The organism is Paeniglutamicibacter kerguelensis, assembly GCF_017876535.1.
In the GTDB taxonomy this organism is placed as follows: Bacteria; Actinomycetota; Actinomycetes; order Actinomycetales; family Micrococcaceae; genus Paeniglutamicibacter; species Paeniglutamicibacter kerguelensis.
Map to the genome: position 1 here is coordinate 87828 of NZ_JAGIOF010000001.1, position 17292 is coordinate 105119.

The following is a 17292-nucleotide window of genomic DNA, read 5'->3' on the forward strand; positions in this document are numbered from 1 at the left end:
CTACCGCCATGAGGAGTGCCGAGCACTGCCGCCGCATGGTGTCCGTTCAAAAAACGCATGGCAGTGGCGGGGGACCCAATTTTTGGCTTCTGAACTTAGGAAGCCTTGGGGTTAAGCAACCCGGAACCGCAAGGTGCCGGATTGCCGAGTGACTCCCACTCGAACCCGACAGCTCACCTCGTAGGCATCAGGAGAGGCAATAACAACGTGACTACACGTCAAGCACTTGGTCGCCACCGCGCGACTCCGGTTCGGACGAACCCACTTGAATCCATCTCGAAGGCAGTTGCCTCGAACGCTGGGTCGGTCGGTCGTCAAGCAGCAGTAATCGCAGCAGCATCCGGCCTGGTTCTGACCCTGGGTGTCCCGGGTCAGGGCGCGGCAACCCGCGATGTATCCTCTACCCCCGTCGAAGGTCTCTCGGCAGAGCGTGTAGCGGTCAAGGCCGTTTCGGTCTCCGCATCCAAGGTCAAGGACCTGGACATCGAGCGTGCGGCATTCACTTCCAAGCCGGCTCCGGTCGTCGTGGCAGTGGCCAACACGGTTACGACTCGCGACAACAACGCGGCTCCGGTGACCCGCGCAACGGCAAACCGCGCCTCGGCTGACGCCTTTGCGCCGACGACCCGCTCCAACCGCGGCGGGGCCGTGAGCACCGCAGTGGCTCCCAAGAGCGCCTCGATCAAGACCTCAAGCCTCTCCGGCATTGCTGCAACGGCAGCCCAGTACACCGGCGTTCCCTACGTCTGGGGCGGCAACACCCCATCGGGCTGGGACTGCTCCGGCTTCGTGAAGTACGTATACGCCAAGCACGGCATCGACATCGCCCGCGGCACCTCCGCGATCCGCGCCTCCGGCCAGTTCGTGCGCACCAGCAGCCCGAAAGCCGGCGATCTGGTCTTCCAGAACGGTGGCGGCCACGTAGGTATCTACCTCGGCGGCGGAAAGATGGTTGGCGCACAGAACCCGACCGTCGACACGATCGTTCACGACGTGAGCCGCAACCCGCTTTACGGCTACTACACCCTGGCCAAGTAAGCAGCATTCTTTCAAAAGCCCCGCTGAATCCACAAGGATGCAGCGGGGCTTTTGCGTTGCCCGGACAAAATTGAATGATACCCCCAGAGGGTATACTGTGGATCGTGTGAAGAAGCCGTCCAGACCAGTCATTCGCCGGGCGTTGCCGCCCGCAATGCGGGTTTTGGTACTCTGTGCTTTCTTCCTGGGCCTGCTCTCCATGCATGTAGTCGCCGGGGCCGCCTTCGATCCAATGCGCCACGGGGAAACCCGGACCGCCAGCGTTACCGTGGCTTCCTTTTCGGCCTCCGCACACAAACACAGCGATCAACAGCTGCCGGCCGCCGTACCCGGCGGAGAGCATGGGCTGGGACCGGGCGAATGCGCACTGCTCGTCGCCTGCGTTCTCGGTCTCGTGGCGTTTGCCCGCAAGCTCGGCTTGCCTGGGAGCGGGGGAACTGCACCCCGTGCGGGGCCGACACCATATCGTCCGCGCCTGGTCACCTTCAGCGACGACGTATTCCAGTCACCGTCACCACAACAACTGAGTATTTGCCGTAGATGAGCCTTCCGGAGCAAAACCGGAACACAAACACATCTCACGCAAGGAAAAGACGTTGAAAAAGAACACGACAACCCTGATGCTTTCGGCTCCCCTTGTGGCGGGCGCCCTAATCCTGGCCGGTTGCTCTGCACCGGCCCCGGTCCCCGGCGGAAACACCACGACCAGCCAGCACGCGGCCGGCCATGAGCACAACGGCGCCGACACCACGTTCGCCCAGATGATGATCCCGCACCACGAACAAGCCGTTCTCATGAGCGAGACCATGCTGAAAAAGAACAACCTGCATACGGAAACGGTGAAACTTGTCACCGACATCAAGAACGCACAGGCCCCGGAAATCAAACTCATGGAATCATGGCTGGAAGGATGGGGTGAACCCCGGGAAATGGGCCACCCCATGGCAATGGAAAGCATGCTCGGTGAAGAAGACCTGCAGGCATTGACCAACGCCCAAGGCCGTGCGGCCGAAGAACTCTTCCTGAACCAAATGATCGGGCACCACCTCGGAGCCACGAAAATGGCCAAAGACGCACTGAAAAACGGCAAGGATCCAAGGGTGCTGGAACTGGGCCGGAAAATCATTGCCGACCAAAACGCCGAAATCGCCCACATGCGAGACATGCTCAAGAAGTAGCGGACGAACCGACAGATGAAAATCATGACAACGAAGCCGGCACTCTTCATGTCCATGGCGCTGGCCGGCATCTTGGGCCTTGCCAGCTGTGCCCAGGGCCCCGGTGAGACCTTGCCAATCACGGACACCCCGGCCGCAGCAGGCGGTGCGTCGGCAACCGCCGCGCCGCAGGAACCAAGTGCAAGGTCTGCGGCGCAGGCTCCGGAAACTGTCCTTGGATACCCGACCGCGCACGTTCATGCCATCGCCGCCCCGGGCAAGGGGCAGGTGCTGCTTGCCACGCACGACGGCCTCTACAACGTCTCGGTGAACCCGGCCCAACGCATCGGCCCCGTCGTCGACTGGATGGGCTTCACCCTCGGGAAAGGCGGTTTCTATGCCTCGGGCCACCCCGGTCCCGGCGTCGCCCTGGAAAACCCCGTGGGCCTGATGCGCTCCACCGACAAGGGAAAAACCTGGGAGAGCCTCTCGCGCTCGGGGGTTTCTGACTTCCACGCCCTGACGGCAAGCAAAAACGCCATCATCGGGTTCGACACGACGTTGCGTTCCACCTCCGACGGCATCCAGTGGAAGGGCCTCGACTCAAGGATCCTCCCCGCGACACTGGCCGCGGATCCACGCGGAAGCCTCGTGCTTGCGGCCACCGAACATGGGGTCTGGCGCTCTGCGGACGACGGCGCGACATTCACCGAGCCCGCAGCGAACACCCCGCTGCTGCAATACCTGGCAGTGGCCGGCACCAAGGCCGTCGGCGTAACCCCGGACGGGGTCGCCTGGACCAGCCAAGACGGCGGCGTGAGCTGGAAGCAGGGCGCAGTGCTGCAGGGAACCGTCAGCGCGGTGGCCATGAGCCCGGACGGATCCCGGATCTGGGTGTCGAGCTCGCTGGGCGTTGAACATTCGGCCGACGGCGCCGCCAGCTTCGAATTGCGCTTCGCTTCGCCCAAGTAAACGCGAATGGTGTTGTGAAACCCTGTTTTTAGGGGTTTCGCAACACCATTTCCGGATTTGTGGACACGCAAACTTCGGAGGGAATTCGAACCAATTTCACTTAAACCCGCGCGGATTCACCGGCACTTGTCCTAGGCTAGCCCCAGAGTCAATGCTCAGAGCCATGCGCGTCACGTGAGGGATTCCGTTCCGGACGGGTCCCTCTGTTGCGCAGGGTCGGGATCTAAGGATGCGCCGATGCGAACCCTAGTGCTGAATGCAGGATTTGAACCGCTGGCGGTAGTCACATTTCGCCGGGCACTTTTGCTTGTCTTCACGGACAAGGCCACGGTGCTCGCTGCCGATGAAGAGCACCCGGTGGTCGGCCCCAACCAGATCATGCCCCGGCCCACGGTGATCCTGCTGAACCGCTACGTCCGCATGCCGCACCGCCGCAACCTCCAGGTCTCACGCCGCGGAGTCCTGCGCAGGGACGCCCACCGGTGTGCCTACTGCGGCCGCAGCGCCAGCACGGTGGACCACATCATTCCGCGTAGCAGGGGAGGGGCCGACAGTTGGGAAAACCTCGTGGCGGCATGTCACGGCTGCAATAGCGCCAAAGGCGACAGGACGCTGGCACAGTTGGGATGGAAACTACGTTTTGCACCCGGCACTCCACGCGGCACCCACTGGTTCATCACCGAACTGGACCGCCCCGCGGAAGCCTGGAGCCCATTCCTTCGGAGCGCAGCATGAAATTTGATGCCATCATCGTGGCAGGCGGCCGTGGCTCACGGCTGGGCGGGGTGAGCAAGCCTCTGCTGGAACACCATGGAGAAACCCTGCTTGAGCACGCGCTCAACGCAGTGAAAGACGCCGAAGGCATTGCAGTGGTCGGCGCACACGCACTGGCGGACGCCGTGACCCGGTACATGGAGAACGCCCCCGACAGCCAGCGCGTGGTCATCACCCGGGAATACCCCAACTATGCCGGTCCGGCCGCTGCCGTGGCCGCGGGCCGTGCGGCGCTTGACGACGGCCCCGATGACGAAAGCGCCGAGTGGCCAAGCGGCGCCGCGGAAATCACAGTGGTGTTGGCCGCCGACCTGCTGGAACCGGCACCCGTGGTGAAGGCGCTGCTCGAGCTGGCGCGCCGCAGGGCCCCAGGAATCGAGGCGTGGGTCCCACAGGACGCCGGCGGGGTCCTGCAGACGCTCGCCTGCGCCATCACCACCGAGGCGCTGAAGGCGGCAATCCAGCAGGCGGCCGAACCCCACGGCAGCCTGGAGAATGCGTCGATGATGCGTCTGCTTGCTACAGTGCAGATGGAACGGTTGAAGCTGCCAGAGGTGGATTTCAGCGACGTCGACACCCCGGGGGACGCCGGGCGTCATGGGATAACGGTGGCAAACGGCCACTGACGAGGAGAACACGAAATGCCTGCTGCGGAACTCGACGACTGGGTCAGGGAACTACTGGCCGCCTTTGAACTCCCCGACACGCAGGTCGACATAGACCAGGTGCTTTCCCTGGCCGGGGTTGCGGCCCACGGCATCGTACGCCCCGCGGCCCCGCTGACCACCTACCTGGCCGGCTACGCGGCTGGCCTCGCCGTGGGCAGGGGACGGGCAAGCGAGCAGCTCGCCATGGATTCCGCCGATGCCTTGGCCCGTGCGGTCTTGAAGGCCCGCGTCCCCGCCGGCAACGACGACTAGAGCATGCACGACCACGACCACGGCTGGGAACAGGCGCGGCAGGACGCGCACCGGTTGGGGCGGGCTCTGCGGCTGACCCCGGAACTCGTTCCCTTGCACCAGGCCGGTGGGCGCGTGCTGGCCCGGGACCTTGTGGCCCGCTACCCCATACCGCACTGTGCAACCTCCGCCATGGACGGATTCGCCGTGTCCGGGCAGGGGCCCTGGCGGCTGCTCAACGCGGTTGCCCCCAACCCCGCCGAGTCCGCGGGGGTCTCTCTGGCCCCGGGCGAAGCGGTGTCGGTGGTGACCGGGTCATTGATCCCCGAAGGTGCCGAGTCCATCATCCGCCTGGAGCACACCATCGAGCGCGACGGGCTGCTCACCTCCGACCGGACTGTGTCCCCGGGAGCGGACATCCGCCCGGCCGGCACCGAGGCCACCCCGAACGACGTGCTGCAGGCCGCGGGCACTGTGCTGTGTGCCGGGGTCGTGGCCACCGCGGCGGTGGCGGGGTACGACGAACTCCTGGTTGCCGCCCGTCCCAGGGTCCACCTGGTCTACACCGGGGACGAGGTCACCACCTCCGGGACCCCGGCCCCAGGGCAGGTGCGCGACGGCTTCTCCCCGGTCCTGCCGCAGATCATCGCGGCGCTGGGCGGGCGCGCCGCGAGCGCGGCGCGCATCGGCGATTCCCAGGCCCAGAGCCTTGCCGCGCTCACCGACGTGCAGGCCCTGGCCGCCGACATCGTGATCACCACGGGCGGCACCGGATTCTCCGACCGCGACTTCGTGCGCAGCGCCGCCGCCGAACTTGGCGGCAAGGAAATCATTTCCTCCATTGCCATGCGTCCGGGGCACCCCTCGATGCTCGCGGCGCTGCCCGACGGACGCATCCTCGTGGCGCTGCCGGGCAACCCGCTGGCGGCGCTGATGGCGGTCGCGACACTGGTGGACCCGCTGCTGCGCGGCGCCTGCGGCACGGAACCGGAGGAACCCGGCAGGGCGCTCGGCACCGCAGACTTCGCACCGCTTCCGGGCCGGCACCGGCTCATCCCGGCCCGTTGGGTGCGCTCCGGCGACCCGCTCGTCCCCGACGCCCTGGCTCCGGCCGAGCACGTCGGCTCGGCAATGCTGCGCGGGCTCTCCGGGGCCGAGGCGATCCTGGTCATCCCACCGGCCGGAGCACGGGCCGGAACCCCAGTCGGCTACCTTCGGCTACCGTGGTAGCAGGGGAACCCCCACCGCTTTGGCCGGCGACAGCCGGAAGCAAGAAAAAGGAACGTGAGAATGGGACGCAAAATAGTGCGCAGGCGCGTCGTCCGCGCCACCCTTGACGGCGCGCGGAGCGCCCGCGAGGAAAAACTCGCCGTCGAGGAACCCCTGGAAATCCGCTTCGGATCCACCCCGTTCACCACCTCCATGCGCACCCCGGGCGACGACTTCGACATGGTCGCCGGATTCCTGCTCGCCGAGGGCATCATTTCCCGCGCCGAGCACCTGGTGGCCATGCGCTACTGCGCCGGCACCGACGAGGAGGGCAACCAGACCTTCAACGTCATCGAGGTGCAGCTGGGCTTCGGCGCCCAGGCCCCGGACCTGTCGGCGGCCCGCCACGTGGTGACAAGCTCCGCCTGCGGGATCTGCGGGACCAACTCGATCGACGAGGTGCGCAAGAAATCCAGCTTCTCCCTGGATCCGGAAACGGGGTCGGTGGAACTCGAAACGCTGCTGGGCATGCCAGACACCCTGCGTCAGGCACAGGAGCTTTTCAGCGCCACCGGCGGTGTGCATGCGGCGGGCCTTTTCAGCGCGGACGGCGAATTGCTGGTTCTGCGTGAGGACGTGGGCAGGCACAACGCGGTGGACAAAGTCATTGGTGCGGCCCTGCGCGAGGGCATGCTTCCGCTGGGCGAGACCGTCTTGCAGGTCTCCGGCAGGGCGTCCTTCGAGTTGGTCCAGAAGGCCGCGATGGCGGGGATCCCGGTGCTCTCCGCGGTCAGCGCGCCGTCGTCGCTGGCCGTTGAGCTGGCGCAACAATCGGGGCTCACCCTCGCGGCGTTTTCCCGCACCAGCAGCGTGAACCTATACACTCATGCTCAACGCGTACTAGGCGCCTAGTCGGTTCACCGGTTCAACGGCCCGGACCGCCCCGGGGCGCCGCAACGCCAGTGCCAGCACGCCCCCGGTGGCGAGCAACGCAACAACACCGCACAGTGACGTGGAGGAACAAGATGAATCGCCCGGCCCCAACGCAAGACATCAACGAAGACGACCTGCTGGTCGGCAAGCCGAAGCGCAGTGCCGCCGGGGTCGAAGCGGTCAAGGTGTCCCTTGAGCGTGGCTTCGCCGAGGCCGGCGTGACTCGCACGATTCGTTCGATGCTGCGCATCAACCAGCGCGGCGGCTTCGACTGCCCCGGTTGCGCCTGGCCCGAGTCCATCACCGGCGCCCGCAAGCCCGCGGAGTTCTGCGAAAACGGGGCCAAGGCGATTGCGGAGGAAGCGACCGCGCGCACCGTCACCCCCGCCTGGTGGGCCAAACACCCCATCGGCGTGCTGCGCGAGAAGACCGAGTACTGGCTTGGTTCCCAGGGCCGCATCACCGAGCCCATGGCCATCCGTGCCGGCGAGACCCACTACACGCCGATCACCTGGGCCGAGGCCTTCCGCACCATCGGCGAACACGTCAACGCCACCACCCCGGACAAGTGCGTCTTCTACACCTCGGGCCGGACCGCCAACGAAACGGCGTTCATGTACCAGCTGCTGGCACGCTCACTGGGCACCAACAACCTTCCGGACTGCTCCAACATGTGCCACGAATCCTCCGGATCGGCGCTGAACCCCACGATCGGCATCGGCAAGGGCACCGTCTCCCTCGAGGACTTCGAACACGCCGAGCTGATCTTTGTCGTCGGCCAGAACCCGGGCACCAACCACCCGCGCATGCTTTCGGCGCTCTCCGAGGCCCGCAAGCGCGGGGCCCGCATCGTCGCGGTGAACCCGCTGCCGGAGGCCGGGTTCTTCGGCTTCAAGGACCCGCAGAGCGTCGGCGGCATGCTCGGCAAGTCCACCGACGTGAGCAGCCACTTCCTGCAGATCAAGGTCGGCGGGGACCTGGCGCTCTTCCAGGCGTTCGGGCACCTGCTGCTGGCCGCGGAGGAGAAGAACCCCGGCACCGTGGTGGACCGGGCGTTCGTCGATTCGGCCACCGACGGCTTCGATGCCTACAAGGCGGCCCGCGCCGAACTCGACTGGGAGGCCACCGAGGAGGCCACCGGGCTGACCCGCACGGACATCACGGCGATCGCCGGGCTGCTGATCGAATCCAAGGCGACGATCTTCTGCTGGGCGCTGGGCCTGACCCAGCAGCCGCACTCGGTGCCGACGCTGAAGGAAATCATCAACCTGCTGCTGATGCAGGGCAACTTCGGCAAGCCGGGCGCCGGCGCCTGCCCGGTGCGCGGACACTCGAACGTCCAGGGCGATCGGACCATGGGCATCTGGGAGAAGCCGGGGGAGAAGCTGCTGGCGGCCCTCGACGCGGAATTCAAGATCGACTCCCCGCGCGCCCACGGCTACGACTCCACCGAGGCGCTCGACGCCTTCGAGAAGGACGAGGTCGACGTGTTCGTGTCGATGGGCGGCAACTTCGCCCTGGCCAACGCGGAGACCGAGGCGCTGGAGGCCGGCATGCAGCGCGCCAAGCTCACCGTCCACATCTCCACCAAGCCCAACCGCTCCCACGTGGTGCACGGGCAGACCTCCATCATCCTGCCCACCCTGGGCCGCACCGACCGGGACGACAAGCACTCCGGCGGGCCGCAGTTCCTCTCGGTGGAGGACTCGATGTCGGTCATCCACTCGACCCAGGGCCGGCTGAAGCCGGTCTCTGAGCACCTGCTCGCCGAGCCGGTCATCGTCGCGCGCATGGCCACCGCCATCCTGGGCGAGGACCACGTGGTCCCCTGGAAGGGGATGGCCGAGGACTACGACGTCATCCGCGACCACATCTCCCGGGTGCTGCCGGGCTTCGAGGACTTCAACCGCCGGGTGCGCGGCCGCAACGGATTTGTGCTGCCCAACCCGCCGCGCGACACCCGCTCCTTCGCCACGGACATCGGCAAGGGCAGGTTCACGGTCTCGCCGTTCGAGGCGCTGCACGCGCCGGAGGGGCACCTGATCCTGCAGACGATGCGCAGCCACGACCAGTACAACACCACGTTCTACGGGCTGGACGACCGCTACCGCGGCATCAAGGACGGGCGCCGCGTCATCCTGATCAACCCGGAGGACCTGGTGGAACTGGGCCTTGAGGACAAGGCGCTGGTCGACGTCATTTCGACGTTCCGCGGCACCGAACGCCGCGCCAACAGGTTCCGCCTGGTTTCCTACCCGACGGCCAAGGGGTGCGCCGCCGCGTACTTCCCGGAGGCCAACGCACTGGTGCACCGCGACCTGGTGGCCCGTGAATCCAACACGCCCGGGTTCAAGGCCATGACCGTGCGTTTTGTGCCGCACTCCCTGCAGCCGGGCCCCACGCTGGACAGCTAGCGCCGAGCCCGCCGCGCCGCGCCCGCCGGTATAGTGGGTCTGCACCTCGGACCGTTCGCGGCCCGGTTGTTTGGTGCAGGAAATCTCGTGGCACGCATCAGGGCCACACCCTAGATTTGGCGGAACCCTCATGAGCATGGAAAGTGTTGCCTGGAATTCGCTGTGGCGGATGTCGGGCCAGGAAAAGGGCAAGGCGTATGCGCCGACCACGCCGCGACGGGTCCTGGCTTTCGCCGGGGTCTACAAGAAGCAGCTGTTGGTGTTCGTCTTCTTCTCGGTATGCGCGGCGGTCCTGACCGTCGTGACCCCGGTCCTGGCCGGCCGGGTCGTCGACGCGATCGTCGCCCAGAGCGATGCCGCGACGGTGCTCGGGCTTGCCGGGATGATCGCCGTGGTCGCCGTCTTCAGCGCGATCTTTTCGCTGATCGTGCGCTGGTTTTCCTCAAGGCTCGGCGAAGGCATCATCTTCGACCTGCGCACCGCCGTCTTTGACCACGTGCAGAAGATGCCGGTTGCCTTCTTCACCAGGACCCGCACCGGCGCGCTGGTGAGCAGGCTGAACAACGACGTCATCGGGGCCCAGGCGGCCTTCGCCGGCACCCTGTCCGGGCTTGTCTCGAACGTCGTTGCCCTGGTGCTGACGGCCGGCGTCATGTTCTCCACCTCGTGGCAGGTCACGCTCGCGGCCCTGGTGCTGCTGCCGATCTTCCTGTTCCCGGCGCGCCGGTTCGGCCGCACCTTGGCCCTGCTGCGCAGGGAATCGGCGGACCTCAACGCCTCCATGGCCACGCAGATGACCGAACGGTTCTCCGCCCCCGGCGCCACCCTGATCAAGCTCTTCGGCCGTCCCGCCGATGAATCCGGGCAGTTTGCCATGCGCGCCGGACGGGTCCGGGACATCGGCGTGAAGATGACGATGCGCCAGTTCTTCTTCGTCACGATGCTCACCCTGGTGGCGGCCCTTGCACTGGCGCTCGTCTACGGCCTGGGCGGCGTGTATGCGATCCGCGGCCAGCTCGCCGCCGGCGATGTGGTGGTCCTGGGCATGTTGCTGGTCCAGCTGTATTCGCCGCTGACCGCGCTGGCCAACGCCCGGGTGGAAATCACCAGCGCCCTGGTGAGCTTCGACAGGGTTTTTGAGATCCTGGACCTCAAGCCCCTGATCACCGATTCGCCGACCGCCGTCGTCCTGGACCCGGGGCCGGTGGACGTGAAGTTCAAGGCCGTGTCCTTCGCCTACCCGAGCGCCGAGAAGGTTTCGCTGGCCTCGCTGGAAGACGTTGCGGTGCTCGACACCCGGGGCGGGGAAACGGTGCTGCACGGCATCGACTTCGAGATCCCCGCGGGTTCCACCGTCGCGTTGGTGGGCTCCTCGGGTGCGGGCAAGTCGACCATCGCCTCGCTGCTTGCGCGGCTCTACGACGTCGATTCCGGTGCGGTCGAACTGGCCGGGGTCGACATCCGCGAACTGAAACTGGATTCGCTGCGGTCCACCGTGTCGATGGTGACCCAGGACGGGCACCTTTTCCACGAGACCATCGGCGCGAACCTGCGCCTGGCGAAGCCCGGGGCCAGCGACGAGGAGATTTGGCAGGCGCTGACCCGGGCCCGGCTGCAGCCGACCATCGAGGCGTTGCCCGACGGGCTGGACACGGTGGTAGGGGAGCGCGGCTACAGGCTGTCCGGCGGCGAACGCCAACGCATGACCATCGCGCGACTGCTTCTTGCGGCACCGCAGGTCGTCATCCTCGACGAGGCGACGGCCGCGCTGGATTCGTCCAACGAGGCGGCCGTCCAGGCGGCCCTCGCCGAGGCACTGGAAAACCGCACTGCCCTGGTCATCGCGCACCGGCTCTCGACCATTCGCTCGGCCGACCAGATCCTGGTGGTTGAAGGCGGCCGGATCGTTGAGCGCGGGACCCACACCGAGCTCCTGGCGGCCGGAGGTCGCTATGCCGAGCTGCACGAAACCCAGTTTGCCCAGTAAACAGGGCCTCCGGCCCGGGGCGGGGTTAGCCGCCCAGCAACGAAGGAAGGACGTGGTCGCGCAGCAACGGCGCGATATCGTCGCGCTCCATGGCAACCGCGGGGCTTAGCCACATCATCTGCTCGATCTCGGCCTGGATGCACGGTGCATCCGTTGTCGTTGCCCCGTATAGGTAGGCGTGGATCTCGGTATCGGCCTCGTTTGCCGCAGGACCGTCCCAGCGTCCCAGGAATTCCACCTGTTCCGGGGCAAAAACCAGGCCGATTTCCTCCCGCACTTCCCGCAGCACCGCGGCCTCTGGACTTTCGTCGGGTTCGAGCTTTCCGCCCGGCTGCATGAACATGGTGGTCTCGCGTTTTCGCACCAAGAGGATGCGTCCCGCGGGGTCAAGAAGCCGCATGGCGGCGATGGTAAGAATCTTTGGCACACCTTGAGCTTAACAACAGCCAAATCCACATGCGAGGATGATAACGTGCTCTGTGGGCGGATTGTGGGCTCGGCTATTGGCGTGTAACGAATAGCGGTACTGCGCTCGGCACAATGACTCATCGTGTGCCGACCGGATACTGGGACAATCCGGACAAGGGTACGGCCAACGGGGGATCATTTATGGATCTACAAATGGAGAATTGATGCAGCGGGGCACCAACTTAGGTCGACTCGGGGATTTTAATCAGGCGGTAATTTTTGAGTCGATTCGTCGCGCCGTCGACGGGGTAAGCCGTGTTGAGCTTGCCGGTTCCACGGGACTTTCTCCACAGACCATCTCAAATGTCGTACGCCGATTGCTCGATGAAGGCTTGGTCCGCGAGGACCGCACCATCGTTTCCGGTCCGGGCAAGCCCCGAACCGTCTTGGAGCTGGAAGCCAACCGCATGGTTGCCATCGGAATCCACCTGGATCCCGGTGTTATCTCCGTCGTCATGCTGAACCTGCGTGGCGAAGTATTGCATTCCCGCCGGCTGGACATCCCACCGGTCGAGGTGCCCGAGAAGACCGTTGAAACCATGGCCAAGACCGTGGAAGAGATCATCATCGAATCCGGAATGCCGCGCGCCAATATCGTCGGTGTCGGCGTGGCGGCACCGGGTCCGCTGGACCGCGAACGCGGTCTCATGATCGATCCGCCGTTGCTAGACGGTTGGAAAGACGTGGAGGTCGTCGAACCGCTGCGACGCATGCTGAACCTGGACGTCATCCTCGAAAAAGACACGATTGCCGCATCCATCGCGGAATTGTGGAAGGGCAACGACGCGGCGCGGGACAATTTCATCCTCATGTATGTCGGTGCCGGCATCGGCGCGGGCATGGTTCTCAACGGGGAAATCCACCGCGGCGTCAGCAACAACGCCGGCGAGATCGGCCACTACTCCACCGGCGTTGTCGCCCAGCCTTGCACCTGCGGCCGCAACGATTGCCTGCACGCCTCGCTGGCGTTCAACCATGTGGCGCAGAAGGCCCGGGCAGTCGGTTTGACGTTGACCGTTCCGGATGACGGAAACCCCGAAGAACGCGCCGAAGGCATGAGCCAGATCGTGAAGATGGCCGATGAGGGTAACGAAAATGCCGCGTCACTCATGCGTGAATGCATGGGCAAGGTCGGGCAGGTCGCCGGACAGCTCTGCAACGCACTTGACGTTTCCCAGGTCATCTTTGGCGGACCCCTGTGGTCCGAGGTCGGGGACTATTGCCTTGACGGTGTCCGCGAGATCATCAATGAGCGGTTCACCTCCAAGAACGTGCACGGCATTGAGGTTCGTTCCTCGACGCTTGGGCCGGAAGCCGGGGCAATCGGCGGGGCCTGTGCCGTAATGGACGCAGCCTTGTCTCCGAAGGCCGCTGCACTCCTGCTGCGCTAAAAGGTCGTAAAAATACGTTGAAGGGTCGTTCGGTTACGCACACGGACGGCCCTTTCGCGTGAATTAGGTGACCCGGTTGACAAACCTTTTCAAATGGATTTAGATGTCCGGTAGGAGTTGGTAGCAACCGAACTGCCCACCGTTGTTTGCGTGAAAGTCTCGATTGTCCGCAATTTTGATGTGTGGGGGAACGGCAGGTCGGCTGCTGGGGAGCCACTCCGACGCCGTCGACCGGTGATGTGGGATGTAATGGGAGTTATCCCACATTTCACCGGTCGACGGCACCTTTTTCTTAACGGCCATTTCGGCCGATCTCGGCTGCCCCGAGGCGGCGGGACTCCGCCGCCGCAGGCACGTGGCAGACCTTCCGTGCAGCAAGCGCAGGCAGCTGGAAACGACGCCCGGATTCGCAGGGGCGGCATTTTTAAACACTCCATTTCCAAACCCGGCTGGTGCCCATCCATGGGCACCTGCGGTTGGATGCGGACACGTCCGGTGCGCTGCACGCGCTCCGCGGCCAACATCAATGGCGGCCGGATTCTTCGGCAGAGCCTTAAACGCGGTATGACCTGCACGAGTGCAGGTCATACCGTTTTGGTGCCCCTGGCCGGAATTGAACCGACGGCCTACCCTTTAGGAGAGGGTCGCTCTATCCAACTGAGCTACAGAGGCTTGCTTCGTCGAAACGAGCCCTACTAATCGTAGCGGTTTTTCGACAAAAATTTTGGAAGCGGCACCCCGCACGTCGCACGGAGTGCCGCCAACCGAAAGTTAGAGCAACCCCTGCTTCGAGGCTTCCCACTTCTCGCGGAATGTGCGAATGAACGAAGCCACCAACACCCCGACCAGGATCGCAACGGTGGCGAAGAGTAGGATCCAGCGTATGGTGGTCAGCGTCGAGGCCAGCGCAACCGCGGCCGGATCGACAGGACCGTTGAAGAGCGCGTCGATGGCGATGTTCTCCCACAGGTCAACCACGGCGAACAGCATTGGCACCGCCCACAGCACCCACCGCACGGGACCGCGCGAGGTATTGAGGTTCACCGCAAGCATCGTGACAAGGGCCAGGAAAAGCGGGAAGAGCAGGCCCGCGGTCTTGTGGAGGTAGTTCAGCTGGCCGACGGCATTCGGATCCATGGCGGCCCGCAAGGCCTCGATGTGTTCGACGGAATAGCCGCCGATCATCTGGTCCGGCATCATCAGGCCGTTGGACAGGTCGGCCATCTGGTTCAACGTCAGCAGGTGGTAGTACCAGAAGAGGAGAATCACTGCGCCGACGCCTGCCACCAGGATCAGGTTTCCGTTGCCCTGTGCCTGCTCAGGCGTGCGTTCCGTTGATGGATTGACGACCGGTGCCGCGGGGGCAGAGCGGTTGTACTGTTTCGACTTGCGTGACTTGGCCATGAACCAATTATGCCTTCGTTTGCCCGCCTGCCGGCCAAGGCGGGGCAGGCTCCACGTAGACTAGGGCCCATCATGGATTTCCTTTTCGATGACTTCGTCGCACCCGCTCCAGCCCAGCCACTGCCGGACGCCCTCGAGCTCCTCAGGGGCCTGAACCCGCAGCAGGAACAGGCAGTCAAGCATGCCGGTTCACCACTGCTCATCGTTGCCGGGGCGGGCTCGGGCAAGACCCGTGTGCTCTCGCACCGGATTGCCTACCTGCTGGCCACGGGGCGCGCACGCCCGCATGAAATCCTGGCCATTACCTTCACCAACAAGGCCGCGGCTGAAATGCGTGAACGCATTGCGGCATTGGTGGGCGACGACGTGGCCAAGAAGATGTGGATATCGACCTTCCACTCTTCGTGCGTGCGCATCCTGCGCCGCGAAGCCGCCGCGGTGGGGCTGAAGTCGAGCTTCTCGATTTACGATTCGGCCGATTCGCTGCGCCTGATCACTATGGTTTCCAAGGGCCTGGAGCTGGACCCTAAACGGTTCACGCCGAAGTCCATGGCCCACAAGATTTCCGCGCTCAAGAACGAGCTGATCGACGACGAGCAATATGCCGCGACCGTCGATTCCAACGACCCCTTCGCGCGCGCGGTCTCACAGGTCTACCGCGGATACGCCGAGCGCCTGCGCGCGGCAAACGCCCTGGACTTTGACGACCTGATTGCGCACGTGGTCAACATCTTCCGCGCATTCCCCGCGGTGGCGGACAACTACCGCAGGCGCTTCCGCCACGTCATGGTCGACGAGTACCAGGACACCAACCACGCCCAGTACGCGTTGGTGCGCGAGCTGACCGGGCCCGACGGCCCCACCCCGGGCGGGGAGCTGACCGTGGTCGGCGATTCCGACCAGTCGATTTACGCATTCCGCGGTGCGGACATCCGCAACATCGTGGAATTTTCCAAGGATTACCCGGACGCCGAAACCATCAAGCTGGAGCAAAACTACCGCTCCACGCAAACGATTCTTTCCGCGGCCAATGAAGTCATCAAGCGCAACCCGAACCGCCCCGAGAAGCGTCTGTGGACGGCCGAGGGTGACGGCGAAAAAATCATCGGCTATGTGGGTGAATCCGAATCCGATGAAGCGCGCTGGATCGCCGACGAGATCCTCCGCCTGAACGACGAGGAAGACATCCGCCCCGGGGACGTCGCGATCTTCTACCGAACCAACGCCCAGTCGCGTTCGCTCGAAGAGCAGCTGATGCGCGTGGACCTGAAGTACAAGGTCATTGGCGGGACCCGCTTCTACGACCGCAAGGAAGTCAAGGACGCCTTGGCGTACCTCCGGGTCCTGATGAATCCCGAGGACGACATCAATGTCCGCCGCATCCTCAACGAACCCAAGCGCGGCATCGGCGACCGGGCAGAGTATTCGGTCGCCGCGCTTGCCGAACGCGAACGCATTTCCTTCATGGAGGCCCTGCGCCGGGCGGACGAAGCGCCTGGCCTGGGTACGCGGGGCCAGAACATGATTGCCGCGTTCGTCAAAATCATCGACGACCTGGCGGTGGTGGCGGACGGGTCCGGTCCGGCCGAAGCCCTCGAAGCGGTGCTCGAGCAAACCGGATACCTGGAAATGCTGCGTTCCTCCAACGACCCGCAGGATGAGTCGCGCGTGGAAAACCTCGCCGAACTGGTGGCCGTGGTGCGCGACTTCATGAAGGAAAACCCCGAGGGCACGCTCACCGACTTCCTCGAACGCGTGGCACTGGTCGCCGACGCGGACCAGATCCCGGAGGCCCCGAGCGACGACGAGGGTGCCAACATGGCCCGCCGCGAGGGATTCGTCACCCTGATGACGCTTCACACGGCCAAGGGGCTCGAGTTCCCCGTGGTGTTCCTCACCGGCATGGAGCACGGGATCTTCCCGCACCAGCGTTCGCTGACCGACGAGAAGGAACTCGCCGAGGAACGCCGGCTGGCCTATGTGGGGCTGACCCGTGCCCGGGAGCGCCTCTACCTCACCCGTGCCGAGTACCGCAGCCTGTGGGGCCAGTCCCAGTACAACCCCGCAAGCCAGTTCCTTGAGGAAATACCGGTTGACTTGCTGGATTGGAAGCGCGAAGGCACCAAGCGTTCGTCCTTTGATTCATTCGGAGGCAGCGGAAACTTTGCCACCAGCCGCTACGAATCCGGCTCGTATTGGGGCGCGGGACGCGGCAACACGGGTGGGGGAGCCACGCGCCTGAGCGGTGCCAGCGAAGAGCACACGCTGCGCACCGCACCCACCGCGCGGGCAGCGGTGCGCAGCGCGCGTGTCCAACCCAACAAGGAAATCATCGCGCTGAACATCGGCGACAAGGTCTCGCACGGCACCTTCGGGCAGGGCGTTGTCTTGGCGCTGGAGGGCGCCGGGGACAAGACGGTCGCGAAGGTGAAGTTTGCGGATGCCGAAAAGCGCTTGCTGCTTAGATACGCACCCTTGACTAGGCTTGACTAGCGTTTTTGCGGAGTATTTTACTCTCCGGGGACCGCGGTCATTGCGCCGGGTCCGTCTCTACATTTTGTAGAACTGTGCCATTGCGTTGGAACGCGTTAGTCTGAAGGTGCATCAGGCCTGATTTAGGGCCCGGTGCTCCCCTCTGAGGCGCGA

Annotated in this window: 14 protein-coding genes, 1 tRNA gene and 1 riboswitch; of the genes, 12 read left to right on the top strand and 3 right to left on the bottom strand. The window is 64.8% G+C overall.

Annotation, left to right across the window (positions count from 1 at the left end; translation table 11 throughout):
* Positions 1-41: 41 nt before the first annotated feature.
* A riboswitch (cyclic di-AMP (ydaO/yuaA leader) is annotated at positions 42-201 on the top strand.
* 6 nt (positions 202-207) lie between these two features.
* The 10 genes from JOF47_RS00395 to JOF47_RS00440 all read left to right on the top strand — a co-directional run bounded on the left by JOF47_RS00395 (position 208) and on the right by JOF47_RS00440 (position 11383).
* A complete protein-coding gene (locus JOF47_RS00395; protein ID WP_209995216.1) occupies positions 208-1038 on the top strand; it encodes a C40 family peptidase in 831 nt (276 codons plus the stop codon).
* A gap of 596 nt (positions 1039-1634) precedes the next feature.
* Entirely contained in the window at positions 1635-2216 is a 582-nt protein-coding gene (locus tag JOF47_RS00400) for a DUF305 domain-containing protein (protein ID WP_245356194.1), read from the top strand.
* A 24-nt stretch (positions 2217-2240) separates the two neighbouring features.
* Positions 2241-3167 (top strand): F510_1955 family glycosylhydrolase, encoded by a 927-nt coding sequence (locus tag JOF47_RS00405; RefSeq protein ID WP_245356195.1) that lies wholly within the window; start codon positions 2241-2243, stop codon positions 3165-3167.
* Between the two features lie 237 nt (positions 3168-3404).
* The gene (locus JOF47_RS00410; RefSeq protein ID WP_209995218.1) at positions 3405-3902 is read left to right on the top strand and encodes an HNH endonuclease; all 498 of its coding nucleotides are present in this window, start codon (positions 3405-3407) and stop codon (positions 3900-3902) included.
* Complete coding sequence (mobA, locus tag JOF47_RS00415; RefSeq protein ID WP_209995219.1) at positions 3899-4567, top strand: molybdenum cofactor guanylyltransferase; 669 nt, start codon at positions 3899-3901, stop codon at positions 4565-4567. The genes JOF47_RS00410 and mobA overlap by 4 nt, the downstream gene beginning before the upstream one ends.
* Before the next feature lie 15 nt (positions 4568-4582).
* Positions 4583-4861, top strand: coding sequence for a DUF6457 domain-containing protein (locus tag JOF47_RS00420; RefSeq protein WP_209995220.1), 279 nt, complete (start codon positions 4583-4585; stop codon positions 4859-4861).
* A gap of 3 nt (positions 4862-4864) precedes the next feature.
* Complete coding sequence (locus JOF47_RS00425) at positions 4865-6070, top strand: molybdopterin molybdotransferase MoeA (protein ID WP_209995221.1); 1206 nt, start codon at positions 4865-4867, stop codon at positions 6068-6070.
* A 60-nt stretch (positions 6071-6130) separates the two neighbouring features.
* The gene (gene fdhD / locus JOF47_RS00430; RefSeq protein ID WP_209995222.1) at positions 6131-6961 is read left to right on the top strand and encodes a formate dehydrogenase accessory sulfurtransferase FdhD; all 831 of its coding nucleotides are present in this window, start codon (positions 6131-6133) and stop codon (positions 6959-6961) included.
* Between the two features lie 113 nt (positions 6962-7074).
* Positions 7075-9396 carry an FdhF/YdeP family oxidoreductase gene (locus JOF47_RS00435; protein WP_209995223.1) on the top strand — a complete coding sequence of 774 codons (2322 nt, stop codon included), beginning with the start codon at positions 7075-7077 and terminating at the stop codon, positions 9394-9396.
* Between the two features lie 130 nt (positions 9397-9526).
* Positions 9527-11383, top strand: a complete 1857-nt coding sequence (locus tag JOF47_RS00440) for an ABC transporter ATP-binding protein (protein ID WP_209995224.1) — start codon at positions 9527-9529, stop codon at positions 11381-11383.
* A gap of 25 nt (positions 11384-11408) precedes the next feature.
* On the opposite strand, the gene JOF47_RS00445 is transcribed toward JOF47_RS00440, so the two are convergent.
* Complete coding sequence (locus JOF47_RS00445; RefSeq protein ID WP_342592668.1) at positions 11409-11810, bottom strand: NUDIX hydrolase; 402 nt, start codon at positions 11808-11810, stop codon at positions 11409-11411.
* 205 nt (positions 11811-12015) lie between these two features.
* Here JOF47_RS00445 and JOF47_RS00450 point away from each other — a divergent pair, with 205 nt between their 5' ends.
* The gene (locus tag JOF47_RS00450; protein ID WP_209995225.1) at positions 12016-13242 is read left to right on the top strand and encodes an ROK family transcriptional regulator; all 1227 of its coding nucleotides are present in this window, start codon (positions 12016-12018) and stop codon (positions 13240-13242) included.
* A gap of 595 nt (positions 13243-13837) precedes the next feature.
* On the opposite strand, the gene JOF47_RS00455 is transcribed toward JOF47_RS00450, so the two are convergent.
* Together JOF47_RS00455 and JOF47_RS00460 are read right to left on the bottom strand one after the other, a co-directional pair.
* Positions 13838-13914, bottom strand: a tRNA-Arg gene (locus JOF47_RS00455).
* Between the two features lie 99 nt (positions 13915-14013).
* Positions 14014-14646 (bottom strand): hypothetical protein, encoded by a 633-nt coding sequence (locus tag JOF47_RS00460; RefSeq protein ID WP_209995226.1) that lies wholly within the window; start codon positions 14644-14646, stop codon positions 14014-14016.
* A 72-nt stretch (positions 14647-14718) separates the two neighbouring features.
* Between JOF47_RS00460 and pcrA the strand changes: the two genes are divergently transcribed.
* Positions 14719-17139, top strand: a complete 2421-nt coding sequence (gene pcrA, locus JOF47_RS00465; RefSeq protein WP_209995228.1) for a DNA helicase PcrA — start codon at positions 14719-14721, stop codon at positions 17137-17139.
* Positions 17140-17292: the final 153 nt, after the last annotated feature.

What these genes read in the sequence shown, in the direction of transcription:
- JOF47_RS00405 (WP_245356195.1), top strand. Translation starts at nt 2,241, where the DNA reads ATGACAACGAAGCCGGCACTCTTCATGTCCATGGCGCTGGCCGGCATC.
- JOF47_RS00410 (WP_209995218.1), top strand. Translation starts at nt 3,405, where the DNA reads ATGCGAACCCTAGTGCTGAATGCAGGATTTGAACCGCTGGCGGTAGTC.
- mobA (WP_209995219.1), top strand. Translation starts at nt 3,899, where the DNA reads ATGAAATTTGATGCCATCATCGTGGCAGGCGGCCGTGGCTCACGGCTG.
- JOF47_RS00420 (WP_209995220.1), top strand. Translation starts at nt 4,583, where the DNA reads ATGCCTGCTGCGGAACTCGACGACTGGGTCAGGGAACTACTGGCCGCC.
- JOF47_RS00425 (WP_209995221.1), top strand. Translation starts at nt 4,865, where the DNA reads ATGCACGACCACGACCACGGCTGGGAACAGGCGCGGCAGGACGCGCAC.
- fdhD (WP_209995222.1), top strand. Translation starts at nt 6,131, where the DNA reads ATGGGACGCAAAATAGTGCGCAGGCGCGTCGTCCGCGCCACCCTTGAC.
- JOF47_RS00435 (WP_209995223.1), top strand. Translation starts at nt 7,075, where the DNA reads ATGAATCGCCCGGCCCCAACGCAAGACATCAACGAAGACGACCTGCTG.
- JOF47_RS00440 (WP_209995224.1), top strand. Translation starts at nt 9,527, where the DNA reads ATGAGCATGGAAAGTGTTGCCTGGAATTCGCTGTGGCGGATGTCGGGC.
- JOF47_RS00450 (WP_209995225.1), top strand. Translation starts at nt 12,016, where the DNA reads ATGCAGCGGGGCACCAACTTAGGTCGACTCGGGGATTTTAATCAGGCG.
- JOF47_RS00460 (WP_209995226.1), bottom strand. Translation starts at nt 14,646, where the DNA reads ATGGCCAAGTCACGCAAGTCGAAACAGTACAACCGCTCTGCCCCCGCG.
- pcrA (WP_209995228.1), top strand. Translation starts at nt 14,719, where the DNA reads ATGGATTTCCTTTTCGATGACTTCGTCGCACCCGCTCCAGCCCAGCCA.